Source organism: Streptomyces sp. NPDC048361 (assembly GCF_040651795.1).
In the GTDB taxonomy this organism is placed as follows: domain Bacteria; phylum Actinomycetota; class Actinomycetes; order Streptomycetales; family Streptomycetaceae; genus Streptomyces.
This window is the reverse complement of sequence record NZ_JBEZKW010000079.1, coordinates 1-16,439: the sequence shown is the minus strand read 5'-3', so window position 1 is coordinate 16,439 and position 16,439 is coordinate 1. Positions and strand designations below refer to the sequence as shown.

Genomic DNA, 16,439 nt, shown 5'->3' with positions numbered 1-16,439 from the left:
GAAAGGTATCCGGTGCGTGTTTTTGTTGCTCAGCGTACCTAGGGTGCGAGGACGTCCAGCTCCTGGAGGGCACCGAGCGCGATCTCCCGGGTCAGCCGCTCGGCCTCCGCCGCATCGCGCTCGCGGATCGCCTCGGCCACCCGCACGTGCAAAGTGACGGCCGGCGGATCGGGGTCGGGGAACATCACCTGGTGGTGGGTGCGGCCTGTGAGGACCTCGGCGACCACATCGCCGAGCCGGGCGAACATCTCGTTGCCGGAGGCGTTGAGCACGATCCGGTGGAAGGCGACGTCGTGCACGAGGTACGCCTTCAACTGCCGCCCGCGCGAGGTGGCCACCATGGCGAGCGCCTCCCCGGTGAGGGCCGCGCACTGCTCGGGGGTGGCGTGCAGCGCGGCGAGCCCGGCCGCGGCCGGCTCCACGGCGGAGCGCAGCACGGTCAGGGAGCGCAGCTGGCGCGCCCGGTCGGCGCCGGCCAGGCGCCACCGGATGACCTGTGGGTCGTAGACGTTCCACCGCTCGGCCGGCTGCACGGTCACGCCGACCCGGCGCCGGGACTCGACCAGGTGCATGGATTCCAGGACCCGGACCACTTCGCGGACCACGGTGCGCGAGACATCGAAGTGCTGGGCGAGCTCGTCGGTGCGCAGCACGCTGCCCGGCGGGTACGCGCCGGCGGTGATGGCCAGGCCGAGGCTGTCGAGCACATGCGTGTGAAGGCCCCGGGCCCCAGTCGTCATGGGCCAAGCCTACGGGGGAGCGCGGCGGCGACCACGGGCGCCGTCGCGGGGAGCGTCGGCCGGGTCCTTGCAGCGGCGCCGAGGGGCGCCGTGCTCCCCCCGGGGGGCTCCGGAGGGCCCTCCGGCCCCCGTCCTCCGACCCCTCAGGCGGCAAACGTATGACTTTTACATCACGACCTCTTGAATATGTCGTACCTAATGAGTTTGAGTGGGCCGCGACGGACATCGATGTCGATGAGGACAGCGAGGCACCACCCGTATGAACTCCCCCCTGACCATCGTGGTGATGGGCGTTGCCGGGACCGGCAAGACCACCATCGGACCGCTGGTCGCAGCACGGCTCGGCCTTCCCTACGCCGAGGGCGACGACTTCCACCCCGCGGCCAACGTCGCCAAGATGTCCGCGGGCATCGCGCTGGACGACGCCGACCGCGGCCCCTGGCTCGACGCGATCGGCGCCTGGGCGCACGGCCGGGCCGGGCTCGGCGGCGTCGTCAGCAGCTCCGCGCTCAAGCGGAGCTACCGCGACCGGCTGCGGGCGGCCGCCCCGGGGGTCGTCTTCCTGCACCTGACCGGCGACCGCGCGCTCATCGAGCGGCGGATGGCCGAGCGCAAGGGCCACTTCATGCCCGCCGCGCTGCTCGACTCGCAGTTCGCCACCCTTCAGCCGCTCGGCCCCGACGAGGCAGGCGTCGCCGTCGACGTCTCCGGCACCCCCGAGTCCATCGCGGAGCGGGCCGCCGCCGCGCTGCGCACGCTCACCATCTAAGGAATCCCCACCGTGACCAGACTCAGCGTCGAGTTCCTGGCAGCGGACGCCACGCAGCCGATCACCTCGGCCGGCAACACCCAACTGGGCATCGCCGTACTCGCGGGCATCGCCGTCATCGTCCTGCTCATCACCCAGTTCAAGCTGCACGCCTTCCTCGCCCTGACCATCGGCTCGCTGGCGCTCGGCGCCTTCGCGGGCGCCCCGCTGGACAAGGCCATCACCAGCTTCACCGCCGGGCTCGGCAGCACGGTCGCCGGTGTGGGCGTGCTGATCGCGCTCGGCGCGATCCTCGGCAAGCTGCTCGCCGACTCCGGCGGAGCCGACCAGATCGTCGACACCATCCTCGCCAAGGCCGGGAAGTCCGGCGGGCGGGCGATGCCCTGGGCGATGGTGGCCATCGCCTCGATCATCGGGCTCCCGCTCTTCTTCGAGGTCGGCATCGTGCTGCTGATCCCGGTGGTGCTGCTCGTCGCCAAGCGCGGCAACTACTCGCTGATGCGGATCGGCATCCCCGCGCTCGCCGGTCTCTCGGTGATGCACGGCCTGATCCCGCCGCACCCGGGGCCGCTCGTCGCCATCGACGCGATCGGCGCCAACCTGGGGGTGACCCTCGCGCTCGGCGTCGTCGTCGCCATCCCGACGGTGATCATCGCGGGCCCGGTCTTCTCGAAGTACGCCGCCCGCTGGGTCGACATCCCGGCCCCGGACACCATGGTCCCCGCCCGCCCGTCGGAGGACCTGGAGAAGCGGCCGAGCTTCGGCGCGACCCTCGCCACGGTGCTGCTCCCGGTCGTCCTGATGCTGGCGAAGGCGCTGGTCGACATCGTGATCGACGACCCGAAGAACCACGTCCAGCGGGTCACCGACGTCATCGGCTCACCCCTGATCGCGCTGCTCGCGGCGGTCCTGGTCGCCCTCTTCACCCTGGGCCGGGCCGCCGGCTTCACCAAGCAGCGGATCTCGACGACCGTCGAGAAGTCCCTCGCGCCCATCGCCGGCGTTCTGCTGATCGTGGGCGCGGGCGGCGGCTTCAAGCAGACCCTGATCGACGTGGGCGTCGGCCAGATGATCCTGGACTTCTCCAAGGACTGGGCGATCCCCTCGCTGCTCCTCGCCTGGCTGATCGCGGTCGCGATCCGGCTCGCCACGGGCTCCGCGACGGTCGCGACCATCTCCGCCGCAGGCCTTGTCGCACCGCTCGCGGCCGACATGTCGACCGCGCACGCGGCGCTGCTCGTGCTCGCCGTCGGCGCCGGTTCGCTCTTCTTCAGTCATGTCAACGACGCGGGGTTCTGGCTGGTGAAGGAGTACTTCGGGATGAGTGTCGGCCAGACGGTGAAGACCTGGTCGGTGATGGAGACGATCATCTCCGTGGTGTCGCTCGGCTTCGTGCTGCTCCTGTCACTCGTCATCTAGCCGGGCGTCCGGCCCGGAAGGCCGGGAGCCCGTTTCGGACCCCGGTCCGGGCGGCCGGGGGCCCGGTCCGGCCGACCGGGAGCCCGGTTCGAATCGCCGGGGGCCCGGCCCCCGGTCGTCCGATTCCGGTTCCCACAAGGGGTGTTCACGCTCCGCCCACGAACGGTCGACCGACCCGGTGCGCATGCCACGGCGTGCCTCCGGGTCGCCGAACGCCATCCACACATGCCCGGCGACGACGATGCCGATGGCGAGCGACAGCCAGTCGTGGACGAACGTCGATCCGATGCGCACCTCGATGGACGCGAGGTGGGTGAACCACATCACCAGGCCGGTGCCCAGCATCACCAACGCGGCGCCCGCGATCCAGCCGGCGTACACCTTCTGCCCGGCGTTGAACTTCCCCGCAGGCCGCGGCTCGCGCAGCCGGCGCAGCGCGCTGCGCAGCCAGGTGCGGTCGTACGGGTGGAACCGGTTGAGCCGGCCCAGGTCCGCCCGGAGCGCGCGTGACACCAGACCGATCAGGACCGGTACGGGCAGCAGCACCCCGCAGATCTCGTGCACCCGCACCACCAGTTCGCGCCGGCCGACCGCCTCGGCGAACTGCGGGATGTACAGGATCGCGGCGGTGACCACACAGGCGCCCATCAGCCAGGCCGTGGCCCGGTGCACCCAGCGCACGCCGGGCGTGAACCTCCGTACGGCGTAAGGGAGTTCAGGAGGCGGTGGGGGTGTCTTCGCGTCCGTTGGACCGGCCGACCCAGGCGTCGGTGTCATAGCCTCGCTCCTCCCAGAATCCCCGCTCGACCTTCTCCGTCACCGTGATCCCGGAGAGCCATTTCGCCGACTTGTAGAAGTACATGGGCGCCACGTACAGGCGGACCGGGCCGCCGTGGACGTGGCTGACCGGCTTGTCCTGCATGCTCAGGGCGATCAACACGTCGTCGCGGCGCGCCTGTTCGAGGGTGAGGCTTTCGCTGTACGCACCGTCGAAGCAGGTGAAGCGGACCGCCCCGGCGCCGGGGCGCACGCCGGCCGCGTCCAGGAGGCGCGACAGCTGGACCCCGGCGAAGGGGGTGCCGGGCACGCGCCAGCCGGTCACGCACTGCACATCGCGCACCAGGCGGGTCTGCGGCATCGCGCGCAGCGAGTCCAGGGTGTACGTGGTCGGCTTGGTGACCAGGCCGTCGACGGTGAGGCGGTAGTCGGCGGCGCTCTTGGTCGGCACCGACGAGGTGACCGAGTAGTAGCGGAAGCCGCCGCCGTTGGGCAGCAGACTGGTGAGCCCGGTGGGGTCCTTGTCGGCGGCGGCGCCGAGGAACGATTCGAGGCCGCCCTGGACGTAACGGGCGGAGGCGACCCCGGCCACGCCGAGTCCGAGCATGCCGAGCACGAGCCGGCGGCCGATGGGGGCGCCCCGCGAGGGCGAGGGCGGTGGTCCTGGTGTCACCCCCTGATTCGAACACCCGGAACCCGGTCCTGCCAGGGGCCGGGGCCGCACGTCACCGTTTCGTCAGAAATCCGGCAGCCGGCTCACAGCTCGTCGTTGCTTCCCCGCCATTGCGAGGGCACCTCGTGGCCGGGCACTGTCCCGGCACGCTCTGCGGGGCCCGGGCCCGTCCCGCCGTGCGCTTCGGGGCCCGGGCCCGTCCCGCCGTGCGCTTCGGGGCCTGAGCCCGCCCCGGCACGCGCACCGGGGCCCCGTCCCGCCCCGGCGGGTGCCTCCGGCCGCCCGGCCCGCAGCACCAGGCCGCGCGCAAGCCCCACCAGAAGCGCGACGGCCACGACCCCGGGCAGCAGCCGGATCAGCGTGTCGCCGGGGCCCGCGCCGACCAGCGCGGGGAACTGTTCGACGGTGTAGGCGGCGATGCCCAGCAGAACCGTGCCCGAGGCGCCGGCCGCGAGCAGCCGCCACGCCTGCGCACGGGCCGCTCCCCCACGGACGAAGTGGACGATCACGGCGAGCGACACCGCGGCCATCAGGAGGACCACACCCAGCGCGCCCACGCCGGCCAGACAGGTGAACATGCGGGTGACCGGGGCGGTCGGGTCGCCGGGCTGCCCGCGGTCGGTGACGGCGAAGACCGCCACGAGGGCCACCGAGACCGCGGTCTGGAGCAGCGAGCCTGCCGCCGGCGCCCCGCTGTCGGCGTTGGTGCGGCCGAAGCCGGCGGGCAGCAGCCTCTCGCGGCCCATGGCGAAGGCGTACCGGGCGACGACGTTGTGCAAGCTGAGCAGCGCCGCGAACATGCCGGTCGCGAACACGACGTGGAGTACGTCGGTGAAGGTGGCGCCGAGGTTTCTGTCGGCGAGTGCGAAGAGCAGCCCGGAGCCCTGCTTCTGGGCGGAGTCGACGATGTCGCGCGGCCCGGCGGCGATGGTCAGCGCCCAGGAGCTGAACGCGAAGAGGAGCGTCACGAAGGAGACGGCGAGGAACATGACGCGCCGGACGACGACGCGGGGCCGCCTGGTCTCCTCGGCGTACACCGGGGCCTGCTCGAAGCCGGTGAAGGCCGCGGCGCACAAGCAGAGGGCGATGCCGAGGCTGCCCCTGCGCAGGGCGTGCGGGTTGAAGGCGTGCAGCGAGAGCCGGTCGGCTGCGGGATGCGCGAGGGCGGCTCCGTCGAAGACGACGACGAGCGCGACCTCGGCGACCAGGAGCACGCCGAGCACCTTGGCGTTGAGGCCGGTCTTCAGCCGGCCGAGGCCGCCGACCAGCGCCACCGTGAGCAGGGCGGGCACCCACCAGTCGATGACGACACGAAGGTGGGTGTCGAGCAGTCCCGAGACCTCGAACCCGAGCAGGCCGTAGATGCCGGCCTGGAGCGCGCTGTACGCCACGAGCGCCACCCAGGACGCGGCGGCGCCCACGGTCGGGCCGAGGCCGCGCGCCATGGATGCGTAGAGCGCGCCGGCGTGGTGCACAGGGCGGCTCATCTCGGCGTACCCGGCGCTGAACAGGAGAAGTACCGCGCCCAGGGCGAGGAAGAGCAGCGGTTGTCCGACGACACCCGTCTCCGCGAACGCGGTGGGCATCACCCCGGCCACCACCGTCAGGGGCGCGCTCGCGGCGAGTACGGAGAACAGCAGCCCAGCGGTGCCGAGGCGGCCGGCCCGCAGCACCCGGTCCCGCCCCGCGGCCCCTCCGCCCCCGATCTCACCGCTCTTACTGGTGGCCCCGCTGGTCTCGCCACTCTTACTGGTCTCGTCGCTCTCACTGGCGGTCCCGCTGGTCTCACCGCTCTCACTGGTCCGGCTGGTCTCGCTCGGCATGCGGAATGTGTATCCCCTCGAACACGCGCCCAGCTCAGGCGAGTTGGGGACCTGCTCCCGACCGTAGGCCGCCCGTGTGAACGATCGGCGGACCTTGATCAAACACGCGTCTTCGCCGGGGAGGCCGTCCTGCGAGGAGACCTTCCCGCGAGGATGCCCTCCTACGAGACCGCCTTGGCCGCCGCCCGCCCCGCCGCCCGGCCGGAGAAGATGCAGCCGCCGAGGAAGGTGCCTTCGAGGGAGCGGTAACCGTGCACGCCGCCGCCGCCGAACCCGGCCGCCTCCCCCGCCGCGTACACACCCGGCAGCGGCTCGCCGCCGGCCATGAGGACGCGCGAGGACAGGTCCGTCTCCAGGCCGCCGAGCGACTTGCGGGTCAGGATGTGCAGCTTGACCGCGATCAGCGGGCCCGCCTTCGGGTCGAGGATGCGGTGCGGGGGCGCGGTGCGGATCAGCTTGTCGCCGAGGTAGGCGCGGGCCCCGCGGATGGCGGTGACCTGGAGGTCCTTGGTGAAGGGGTTGGCGATCTCGCGGTCGCGGGCCACGATCTCGCGGCGCAGGGCGGCCTCGTCGATGAGGGGCTCCTTGGTGAGCGCGTTCATGCCGCGCACCAGCGATGCGAGGTCCTTCTCGACGACGAAGTCGGCGCCGTGGTCCATGAACGCCTTGACCGGACCGGGCACATCGGCCCCGGCCCGCCCGATGACTCCGCGGACGGACTTGCCCGTCAGATCGGGGTTCTGCTCGGAGCCCGACAGGGCGAACTCCTTGCCGATGATCTTCTGGTCGAGGACGAACCACGTGTAGTCGTGCCCGGTCTTCATGATGTGGTCGAGCGTGCCGAGCGTGTCGAAGCCCGGGAAGAGCGGGACGGGAAGCCGGCTGCCGCGCGCGTCAAGCCAGAGCGAGGAGGGTCCGGGCAGGATGCGGATGCCGTGCCTGGCCCATATGGGGTCCCAGTTCTGGATGCCTTCGGTGTAGTGCCACATCCGGTCGCGGTTGATGTGGTGGCCCCCGGCCTCCTCCGTGATGCCGAGCATGAGGCCGTCGACGTGGGCGGGCACTCCGGACAGCATGTGCTCGGGCGGGGTGCCCAGCCGCTGCGGCCACTGGGCGCGCACGAGGTCGTGGTTGCCCCCGATGCCGCCGCTGGTCACGATCACGGCCTGCGCCTTAAGCTCGAAGGAGCCGGTGACGGTCCGGGTGGACGCGGTCCCGCGCGCGGCGCCGGACGGCTCCAGGATCTCGCCGGTCACGGTGTCCACGACGCCGGCACTGCGGCCGAGCCCCGTGACCCGGTGGCGGAACGCGAACCGAACAAGGCCCCGGGCGGCGCCTTCCCGCACCCTCCGCTCGAAGGGGGCGACGAGGCCGGGCCCGGTGCCCCAGGTGATGTGGAAGCGGGGAACGGAGTTGCCATGGCCGGTGGCGTCGTAGCCGCCCCGTTCGGCCCAGCCCACCACGGGAAAGAAACGCACCCCCTGGGCGTGCAGCCACGCCCGCTTCTCGCCGGCCGCGAAGTCGACGTACGCATCGGCCCACGCGCGCGGCCAGTGGTCCTCCGCCCGGTCGAACCCGGCCGTGCCGTACCAGTCCTGGAGCGCGAGGGCCCGGCTGTCCTTGATCCGCATACGGCGCTGTTCCGGCGAGTCGACGAGGAAGAGACCACCGAAGGACCAGTGCGCCTGGCCGCCCAGGGACTGTTCGGGCTCCTGGTCGAGCAGGATCACCTTCTTGCCCGCGTCCACCAGCTCGGCCGTGGCCACCAGGCCCGCGAGCCCCGCCCCGACCACGATCACATCGGCGTCGTACGCCATGAGCCGCTCACTTTGCTCGTCCGCCAAGTTACCCGTGCGTCAGATCTTCGGCGGGCCGTCACCCGGCGTCAACCGCCCCGGCGCGGGCACCCGGGAGGCAGGAGCATCGCCGGGGCGCTAGGGTCGGCCAAAACAGCGCCCCCCGGCCGTACTTGAGGTGTACGACGTGTCGGTCCTGGTCCTCGTCCTCGCCGTGAGCGCAGCGTGTTGTCTGGGCTCGGGCTTCGTGCTGCAGCAGAACGCGGCGCAGCACGCCCCGCTGAACGACTTCCTCTCCCCGAGGCTGCTGCTCGACCTGGTGCGGATGCCGCGCTGGCTGGCCGGGATAGGCCTGATGGTCGCCGGCATGGTGCTCAGCGCCCTCGCGCTCGGCTGGGGCGAGGTCTCGCTGGTCGAGCCGCTGGTGGCGACCAATCTGTTCTTCGCGATGTGGCTGTCACGGCTCTGGACCCGCCAGCCGCTCGGCCGTCAGGGCTGGGCGGGCCTCGCGCTGCTCGCCGGCGGGGTGACCGCGTTCATCGTGGCGGGCCAGCCGCAGGGCGGTGTGGCGGTCGCGGGCGTGCTGCGGCACTGGCTGATCGTGGGCATCGTGGTCGGCCTCGCGCTGCTGCTCGCGGGGCTCGCCAAGCACGACCGGCTCAGTGTGGCGGCCCCGGTCATGCTGGCCGTCGCCGCGGGCCTGCTGTACGGCCTCCAGGACGCGCTGACCCGGATCAGCGGGCAGCGTCTTTCCCGCGGCGGCTGGCCCGAGCTGATGACCAGCTGGCAGCCGTACGCGGTGATCGCGCTCGGGATCACCGGGCTCGTCCTGGTGCAGAGCGCCTTCGAGACGGCTCCGCTGCGGATGTCGCTGCCCGCCCTGACGGCGGCGCAGCCACTCGCGGGGATCGCCTGCGCGGTCGGTTTCCTCGGGGACCGGCTGCGTACCGACACGGGCGCGCTGGCCTGGGAGGCGGCCGGGCTCGCGGCGATCGTGGCGGGGATCGTGCTGCTCGGGCTGCACCCCGCGATGCCCTCGGGCACGGCATCCCAGGCGGCGACCCGCGACCTCCAGCCGCATTGAGCGTCCCGGACCGGTGTGGAGCACCCTGAGCCGCACGGTCGGAGGGGCCGGTGTTGGGGGCTGGCGGGAGCCGGTGAGGGGCCGACCGGACGGTGGTTTCATGGGCCCATGAATCCGGCTGACGAAATCCTGGACATCGTCGACGAGCACGACACCGTGACCGGGCAGGCCCGCCGGGCCGACGCCTACGCGCGCAATCTGCGCCACCGCTGCGTGTTCATCCTGGCCCGGGACGCGGCGGGCCGGATCTTCGTGCACCGCCGCACCCCGGACAAGCTCGTCTTCCCCTCTCTGTACGACGTGTTCGTCGGCGGTGTGGTCGGCGCCGGCGAGTCGTACGACGACGCGGCGCTGCGCGAGGCCGAGGAGGAGCTCGGGGTGCGGGGGCTGCCGCGGCCGGTCCCGCTGTTCAAGTTCCTCTACGAGAACGGCGAGCAGAGCTGGTGGTCGTCGGTGTACGAGGTGCGGTGCGAGCTGCCCGTGTACCCGCAGGTGGCGGAGGTCGCCTGGCACGACTTCCTGCCGCTCGACGAGGTGGAGCGCCGCATGGACGTGTGGGAGTGGGTGCCGGACGGGCTCGCGGCCTGGCGGCGGCTGCGCTCCTCGGGGTTCGCGCTGTCCTGAGAGACCCGCCGGGTAGGGTGCGACGGGTGATCACGATCGTGCAGACGCTGCGGCTGTGGTTCGCGCCCCAGCGCATCGGCGAGGAGGGCGAGACCCCCGACTACCGTTTCTCGCTCGCCAACGAGCGCACCTTCCTGGCCTGGATCAGGACCTCGCTCGCGCTGGTCGGCGGCGGGTTCGCGGTCGACCAGTTCCTGCCCGACCTGCGGTGGGGTGTCCGGGTCGCCCTCGCGCTCGCGCTGCTCGCCTCGGGGGTGCTCTGCGCGCTGCGGGCGGTGAACCACTGGGTGCGGTGCGAGCGTGCCATGCGGCGCGGCGAGGACCTTCCGGTGTCGCGCTTCCCCACCGTCCTGAGCCTCGCCGTGGCCCTGGTCGCCGTGGCGATGGTGGTGGTCGTCGTCTTCGGCTGGGCGGGCTGATGGCCGCACGGGCGCCCGCCCGCGACCCCGGGCTCCAGCCCGAGCGGACCCGGCTCGCGTGGCGGCGTACCACTCTGTCGTGCACGGTGACGGCGGTACTCGCCGCCAAACAGGCGGTGCACCGCGGAAGTTCACCGGTCGGGCTGATCGCGGTGACCCTCAGCGCCCTGGTGTGGCTCGGGTTCCTCGCGGTGGCGCACCGCCGCATCCAGACCCTGAGCGGTGGCGGCCCGCGCTTCCGGGTGCTCGGGCTGCGGGGCGCGCTCGCCGCGGCCGCGTGCACGGTGGCCCTGGCCTGTTTCGCGGTCGCCATGCTCTTCTGAACCCTGTTGCCCGGTCACCACGCTCTTCTGAACCCTGTTGCCCGGTCACCACGCTCTTATGAACCCTGTTACGCGGTCACCGAGCCCTTCTGCGTCCCGTTGCGCGGTCACCATGCTCTTCTGAACGCCGCCGCGCCCCCGGGCGGGACCACTGCCGGACTCGCCGCGCGCCGACCTCGTACACGGGAATCGCGGGGCCCGCCCTGGACGGCATACCGACTGGTCGGTAGCGTGTCCGGGTACACGACGACCGACCCCCTGTGGAGGTGCCGACCATGAGCGCAGTCCCCCCGCCAGGCCTTGATCCGGAGCAGCTACGGGCCCATCTGGACCGCGTGCGTCCGGGTCTGGTGAGCGGACCGCTGCGTGCCCGTCTGATCGAGGGCGGCCGGTCGAACCTGACCTATGTCGTCACCGACGGCACCGGGCAGTGGGTCGTACGCAGGCCGCCACTCGGCCATGTGCTCGCCACCGCCCATGACATGAAGCGCGAGCACCGGGTGATCAGCGCGCTGCACCCGACGGCCGTGCCGGTGCCCGAGCCGGTGCTGCTCTGCGAGGACGAGTCGGTGCTCGGCTCGCCGTTCTATGTCATGGAGTACGTGGCCGGGACGCCGTACCGCACCGCCGAGCAGCTCGCGCCGCTGGGCCCCGAGCGGACCAGGGCGGCCGTGCTCTCCCTGGTGGACACCCTGGTCGAGCTGCACGCCGTCGACCCCGAGGCGGTCGGGCTCGGCGACTTCGGGCGGCCCGAGGGCTTCCTCGACCGGCAGCTGCGGCGCTGGGGCAAGCAACTCGACGCCTCCCGCAACCGTGAACTCGGCGGCATCGACGAACTGCACGCCGCTCTCGGACGCGATCTGCCCGCCTCGCCCGCCCCCACCGTGGTGCACGGCGACTACCGCCTGGACAACGTCCTGATCGGTGAAGGCGACCGGATCGAGGCGGTACTCGACTGGGAGATGTCCACGCTCGGCGACCCCTTGACCGACCTCGGGCTCCTCGTCATGTACAGCGCGAAGCTGGATCTCCCCCACTCGCCGGTCTCCACCACGGCCGGCGCCGCGGGCCACCCCTCCCCCGCCGAGCTCGTCGAGCGCTACGCGGCCCGCTCGGGCCGCGACACCTCGGCGATCTCCTGGTACACGGCGTTCGCCTGGTTCAAGCTCGCCGTGATCCTCGAAGGCATCCACTACCGCTACACCCTCGGCCAGACCGTGGGCGCCGGGTTCGACCGCATCGGCGAGCTGGTCCCCGTCTTCATCGAGCACGGTCTCACCACCCTTCAGGAAGGCTGAACCTCCGCCATGGACTTCGCATTCGACGCGCGCACCGAAGAACTGCGGACCAGGCTCCTCACGTTCATGGAGGAGTACGTGTATCCCGCCGAGGCCACCGCGCACGAGCAGCGCGCCCTGCTCGCCTCGCCCTGGGACACCCCGCAGGTCGTGGCCGACCTCAAGGCCGAGGCCCGCCGACAGGGCCTGTGGAACCTGTTCCTGCCCGACGCCGAGCACGGAGCGGGACTCACCAACCTCCAGTACGCGCCGCTCGCCGAAATCACCGGCCGCTCACCGCACTTGGCACCGACCGCCCTCAACTGCGCGGCCCCCGACACCGGGAACATGGAGGTACTCGCGCAGTTCGGCTCGGACGAGCAGAAGAAGCAGTGGCTCGAGCCACTGCTCGCCGGGGAGATCCGCTCGGCGTTCGCGATGACCGAGCCCGAGGTCGCTTCCTCGGACGCCACCAACATCGAGACGCGCATCGAGCGGGACGGCGACAGCTACGTCGTCACCGGACGCAAGTGGTACATCTCCGGCGCGATGAACCCCGACTGCGCGATTTTCATCGTGATGGGCAAGACCGACCCCGGCAACGCCGACGTGCGCCGCCAGCAGTCGATGATCCTGGTGCCGCGCTCCACCCCGGGTGTGGAGATCCGCCGCGCCATGCAGGTGTACGGCTACGAGGACCACTCCCACGGCGGCCACGCGGAGGTCGTCTTCCACGGCGCCCGGGTCCCCGCGAGCAACCTGGTCGGCGAGGAGGGCGGCGGCTTCGCCATCGCGCAGGCCCGGCTCGGGCCCGGTCGGATCCACCACTGCATGCGGCTGATCGGCATGGCCGAGCGGGCCATCGAGCTGATGTGCCGAAGGGCCGTGGCGCGTACGGCGTTCGGCAAGCCGATCGCTCAGCAGGGCGTGGTGCAGGAGTGGATCGCGGACGCCCGTGTCGCGGTCGAGCAGCTGCGTCTACTGGTCCTCAAGACGGCCTGGCTGATGGACACCGTCGGCAACCGCGGCGCACACACCGAGATCCAGGCCATCAAGATCGCCACCCCGCGCACCGTGGTCGGCATCATCGACGACGCGGTCCAACTGCACGGCGCGGGCGGCGTCAGCCAGGACTTTCCGCTGGCCGAACTGTGGGCGGCGGCACGGACGTTGCGGCTCGCGGACGGCCCCGACGAGGTGCACCAGCGCTCGCTGGCCCGCCGCGAGCTGAAGAAGTACCTGTAACCGGGCGGCAGTTCAAGGGCGCAGCGCGCGCAGCAGCAGGTCGGCGAGGTGATCGGCGACCTGCTGCTGGGTGAGCGGCCCGTCCGGCCGGTACCAGGTCGACAGGTGGTGGACCGAGCCGAAGTGGTAGTCCACCACCAGGTCGGCCGGGGTCGCGGTGGAGAACACCCCGGCCGCCTGGCCCTCCTCGATGAGCGCGCGGAACCGTTCGTGGTAGCGGCGGCGCTCGGCGCGGACCTGCTTGTTCTTCTCCGGGCTCAGCTGGTGCATCGAGCGGAAGAAGATCGCCGCGTCGTCCAGGTTGTCGATGGTGGTCACCACCACGTCGGCGGCCGCCTCGCGCAGCCGCTGCTCGATCGGCGCGTCCGCGTCCGCGAACGCGTCGAGCCGCTCCTGCTGGAGGCGCAGCACCCGGGCGTACACCTCCTGGAGGAGGTCCTCCTTGGAGCCGAAGTAGTGGTAGAGCGCGCCCTTGGTGACGCCGGCGGCCTCCACGATCTCCTGCACGGAGGTGCGGTCGTACCCGTTCTCCGCGAAGAGGCGGGTGGCGGCGGCGAGCAGCCGCTGGGGGACGGGGGTGGTGCCACTCGTGTCCGTCGCCTTGGCCATCGCCGCCACCTTTCTCTCGTACGTGCGCGGGAGGCCGTGGCCCCCCGCCCTGTTCCGGTCCTGCTGTGTCGAACCTGCTGGTGCGAAGCCCGGGCGCTACGGCTCGGTACGCAGCTCCCGCCTGAGGATCTTCCCACTCGTCGTCTTGGGAAGCTCCGCCAGGATCGCCACCTCGCGCGGATACTTGTAGGCGGCGAGCCGCTCCTTGCAGTACGCGGTGAGTTCGGCCGGGGCGACTTCGGCGCCGGGGCGCAGCGAGACGTACGCCTTGACGCTCTCGCCCCGGTAGGCGTCGGGGACGCCCACGACGGCCACCTCGCGCACCGCCGGGTGCGTGTAGAGGACGTCCTCGACCTCGCGCGGCCAGACCTTGAAACCGGATGCGTTGATCATGTCCTTCATGCGGTCGACGACGTAGAGCCAGCCGTCGCGGTCCATGAAGCCGATGTCGCCGGTACGCAACTCGCCGTCGGGGAATGCCTCGGCGGTGGCGTCGGGGCGCCCCCAGTAGCCGGGTACCACCTGTGGCCCGCGCACCACGATCTCGCCCTGCTCGCCGAAGGGCACCTCGTTGCCTTCGAGGTCGACGATCCGTACGACCGTCTGCGGTCCGGGCACGCCGACGGAGAGGGTGCCGGAGGCGGGGTCGACCGGGGCTTCCTTCTCGGGCGGGACGGAGGCGCAAGGGGCGGTGCACTCGGTCAGGCCGTAGCCGTTGCGGATGTACGGTCCGAACCCGGCGCGGAACTGTTCCACCAGCGCGGGCGGCACCGGGGCGGCGCCCGAGGAGATGATCCGGAACGAGGCGAAGTGGTCGCGGGTGACGCCGGGGGTGGCGGCGAGCGCCATGAAGGCCGTGGAGGGGCCCACCGTGTAGGCGGGGCGGTGCTCGGTGAACGCGTCGAGGACGACACCCGGGTGGAAGCGGTAGGTCAGGATTAGGGTGCCCGCGTTGGCGAGGCAGGTCGCGAGTTCGCAGACCATGCCGGTGATGTGGAAGAGGGGCGCGAGCGCGAAATAGCCGGAGCCTTCCGCCACGGGGTGTCCGGTGCGCTGCCGTTCCGCCTGGTAGGTGAGGGCGCGATGGATGTTCATCGCACCCTTGGGGGTGCCACTGGTGCCGGAGGTGTAACTGATCAACGCGGTGTCGTCGCCGCCCGGTTGGCGGTCGTCGGGTGCGGCGATGCCCTGGCGGGCGACGGCGACGAGGTCGTCGGCGCCGGCGGGCACGGGCAGCCGCTCGAAGCCGAGGACGCGTGCGTCGTTCCTGCTCTGGAGGTCGAGCGCGCAGGCGGTGAGCGCGATCCGCACCGGGGAGCCGGCGGCGGTGTCACGCAGATACTCCTCCCAGGCGCGGTCGGAACAGATCAGCGCGGCGACATCGGCGTCGTGCAGCACATGAGTGACCTCGCCCGACTTGTACATCGGGTTGAGCGGCACGACGACCGCGCCGGCCTTCCACGCGCCGAGCAACGCGATCACGAAGTGCGGGGTGTTCTGCAGCATGAGCGCGACTCGCTCACCACGGCTCAGCCCGCGACCGGCCAGGTGCCCGGCCACGGAATCGGACAGCGCGTCGACCTCGCGATAACTGAGACGGCCGTCGAAGTAGGCGAGTGCGGTGTGCTGGGGTGCGCGGGCGACGGCGGCCCGAAAGGAGTCGAGCACCGTGGCAGGTGGGTCGATGTCGGCCCGCTGGGCCGCGCTGAGCTGGGCGAGCCAGGGCTTGGCCGCGTAGATCGAAGTCATCCGGCGTCCGTCTCCCACTTCTGCTGCAGGTGGTTCATGCTGGTCAGCCAGCGGTCCGGGGTGGCGGCGCGGGCCGTGTAATAGTCGGCCACCTCGGGGTGGGGCAGCACCAGGAAGCGATCCTCGGCCATCGCGGCGAAGAGCGCGTCGGCGACCTCGGAGGGCTCGATCGCGGTGGGCCTGAGCACGAGGTCGCCGGCCGTGCCGGTGGCGGCCAGCATGTCGGTACGCACCCCTTGCGGACAGATGGCGTGGACCCGGACACCCCGGTGCCGATAGGTGAGCGAGAGCCACTCGGCGAAGGCGAGCGCGCCGTGCTTGGTGACGCTGTACGGGGCGGCGCCGATCATGGTGAGCAGCCCGGCGGCGCTGACGGTCGACACGAAGCGCCCGCTGCCCCTCTCCAGCCACTCGGGCAGGAGTTCGCGGGCGGCGCGAACGTGGGCCATCACATTGACGTCCCAGGCCGCGGCCCACACGTCCTCGGGGGCGGCCTCCGAACCGCCCGAGCCGAGGCCGGCGTTGGCGCAGTAGACGTCGATACGGCCGCCGAGGGCGTCGCGGGCCTCGGCGACGATGGTGGAGGCGTCTCCGGGGACGGCGACGGCGCCGATCTCCTCGGCGGTCCTGCGAGCCTTGTCGGCGTCGAGGTCGTTGACGACGACGCGGGCGCCGTCTCGCGCGAATCTGCGGGCGAGGGCGGCGCCGATACCGCCGCCCGCGCCGGTGACCACCACCGCGGTGCCCTGCTCCGCCTGTGCCGTGCTCATGGAGACCCGCCTCTCTGCGTATGCCTCCGGCAGACTAACCGGTCGGTATGTACCGACGGAACCCCCTGCCCCCTCCGGGCCCCGCCCCCCTCGCGCACTTCCCCGGGCCCCAACTCCGCTTTCGTCTGCGGCCGTGCCCGCGCCTCGCGCAGTTCCCCGCGCCCCCTAAGGCCTCCGTCCGCTTTCGGCTGCGGGCCGTGCACGGCTGGTCGCGCAGTTCCCCGCGCCCCTGACTACTCGGTGCGGGCCCGCACGGGCATACCCCAGCCCGTCATGGGGGTCCCCCCTGGCCCTTAAGGCCTTGGGGGAGATTGAGGACGAGCGCCCTTCAGGCGCGAACAG

The 16,439-nt window shown here is 71.9% G+C and carries 16 protein-coding genes; 8 read left to right on the top strand and 8 right to left on the bottom strand.

What is annotated here, in order from left to right; translation table 11 throughout:
* Window positions 1–38: 38 nt before the first annotated feature.
* Window positions 39–740, bottom strand: coding sequence for an FCD domain-containing protein (locus AB0D31_RS30865; protein ID WP_362729228.1), 702 nt, complete (start codon window positions 738–740; stop codon window positions 39–41).
* A 259-nt stretch (window positions 741–999) separates the two neighbouring features.
* Between AB0D31_RS30865 and AB0D31_RS30860 the strand changes: the two genes are divergently transcribed.
* Entirely contained in the window at window positions 1,000–1,509 is a 510-nt protein-coding gene (locus AB0D31_RS30860) for a gluconokinase (RefSeq protein WP_362729226.1), read from the top strand.
* A 12-nt stretch (window positions 1,510–1,521) separates the two neighbouring features.
* Window positions 1,522–2,928 (top strand): gluconate:H+ symporter, encoded by a 1,407-nt coding sequence (locus AB0D31_RS30855; RefSeq protein ID WP_362729224.1) that lies wholly within the window; start codon window positions 1,522–1,524, stop codon window positions 2,926–2,928.
* Here AB0D31_RS30855 and AB0D31_RS30850 read toward each other — a convergent pair.
* The 4 genes from AB0D31_RS30850 to AB0D31_RS30835 form a co-directional block, all read right to left on the bottom strand.
* Window positions 2,914–3,705, bottom strand: coding sequence for a cytochrome b/b6 domain-containing protein (locus AB0D31_RS30850; protein WP_362729222.1), 792 nt, complete (start codon window positions 3,703–3,705; stop codon window positions 2,914–2,916). The two genes, AB0D31_RS30855 and AB0D31_RS30850, sit on opposite strands and share 15 nt — an antisense overlap.
* Window positions 3,644–4,378, bottom strand: coding sequence for a molybdopterin-dependent oxidoreductase (locus tag AB0D31_RS30845; protein ID WP_362729220.1), 735 nt, complete (start codon window positions 4,376–4,378; stop codon window positions 3,644–3,646). Before AB0D31_RS30845 ends, AB0D31_RS30850 begins: the two co-directional genes overlap by 62 nt.
* An 83-nt stretch (window positions 4,379–4,461) precedes the next feature.
* Window positions 4,462–6,201, bottom strand: coding sequence for an APC family permease (locus tag AB0D31_RS30840; RefSeq protein ID WP_362729218.1), 1,740 nt, complete (start codon window positions 6,199–6,201; stop codon window positions 4,462–4,464).
* A gap of 161 nt (window positions 6,202–6,362) precedes the next feature.
* On the bottom strand, window positions 6,363–8,018 hold the full coding sequence (locus AB0D31_RS30835) for an FAD-binding dehydrogenase (RefSeq protein ID WP_362729248.1): 1,656 nt from the start codon (window positions 8,016–8,018) through the stop codon (window positions 6,363–6,365).
* Window positions 8,019–8,184: 166 nt separating this feature from the next.
* On the opposite strand from AB0D31_RS30835, the gene AB0D31_RS30830 reads away from it, so the two are divergent.
* The 6 genes from AB0D31_RS30830 to AB0D31_RS30805 all read left to right on the top strand — a co-directional run bounded on the left by AB0D31_RS30830 (window position 8,185) and on the right by AB0D31_RS30805 (window position 12,969).
* Window positions 8,185–9,081, top strand: a complete 897-nt coding sequence (locus AB0D31_RS30830) for a DMT family transporter (protein ID WP_362729216.1) — start codon at window positions 8,185–8,187, stop codon at window positions 9,079–9,081.
* Between the two features lie 108 nt (window positions 9,082–9,189).
* Window positions 9,190–9,705 carry an NUDIX domain-containing protein gene (locus AB0D31_RS30825; RefSeq protein ID WP_362729214.1) on the top strand — a complete coding sequence of 172 codons (516 nt, stop codon included), beginning with the start codon at window positions 9,190–9,192 and terminating at the stop codon, window positions 9,703–9,705.
* A gap of 26 nt (window positions 9,706–9,731) precedes the next feature.
* On the top strand, window positions 9,732–10,124 hold the full coding sequence (locus AB0D31_RS30820) for a DUF202 domain-containing protein (protein WP_362729212.1): 393 nt from the start codon (window positions 9,732–9,734) through the stop codon (window positions 10,122–10,124).
* Window positions 10,124–10,447 (top strand): DUF202 domain-containing protein, encoded by a 324-nt coding sequence (locus AB0D31_RS30815; RefSeq protein ID WP_362729210.1) that lies wholly within the window; start codon window positions 10,124–10,126, stop codon window positions 10,445–10,447. Before AB0D31_RS30820 ends, AB0D31_RS30815 begins: the two co-directional genes overlap by 1 nt.
* 275 nt (window positions 10,448–10,722) lie before the next feature.
* The gene (locus AB0D31_RS30810) at window positions 10,723–11,745 is read left to right on the top strand and encodes a phosphotransferase family protein (RefSeq protein WP_362729208.1); all 1,023 of its coding nucleotides are present in this window, start codon (window positions 10,723–10,725) and stop codon (window positions 11,743–11,745) included.
* Between the two features lie 9 nt (window positions 11,746–11,754).
* A complete protein-coding gene (locus AB0D31_RS30805) occupies window positions 11,755–12,969 on the top strand; it encodes an acyl-CoA dehydrogenase family protein (RefSeq protein WP_362729207.1) in 1,215 nt (404 codons plus the stop codon).
* A 12-nt stretch (window positions 12,970–12,981) separates the two neighbouring features.
* Here AB0D31_RS30805 and AB0D31_RS30800 read toward each other — a convergent pair whose 3' ends face one another.
* The 3 genes from AB0D31_RS30800 to AB0D31_RS30790 all read right to left on the bottom strand — a co-directional run bounded on the left by AB0D31_RS30800 (window position 12,982) and on the right by AB0D31_RS30790 (window position 16,097).
* Window positions 12,982–13,578, bottom strand: coding sequence for a TetR/AcrR family transcriptional regulator (locus AB0D31_RS30800; RefSeq protein ID WP_362729205.1), 597 nt, complete (start codon window positions 13,576–13,578; stop codon window positions 12,982–12,984).
* 96 nt (window positions 13,579–13,674) lie between these two features.
* Window positions 13,675–15,327, bottom strand: coding sequence for an AMP-binding protein (locus tag AB0D31_RS30795; RefSeq protein WP_362729203.1), 1,653 nt, complete (start codon window positions 15,325–15,327; stop codon window positions 13,675–13,677).
* The gene (locus tag AB0D31_RS30790; protein ID WP_362729201.1) at window positions 15,324–16,097 is read right to left on the bottom strand and encodes an SDR family oxidoreductase; all 774 of its coding nucleotides are present in this window, start codon (window positions 16,095–16,097) and stop codon (window positions 15,324–15,326) included. Before AB0D31_RS30790 ends, AB0D31_RS30795 begins: the two co-directional genes overlap by 4 nt.
* Window positions 16,098–16,439: the final 342 nt, after the last annotated feature.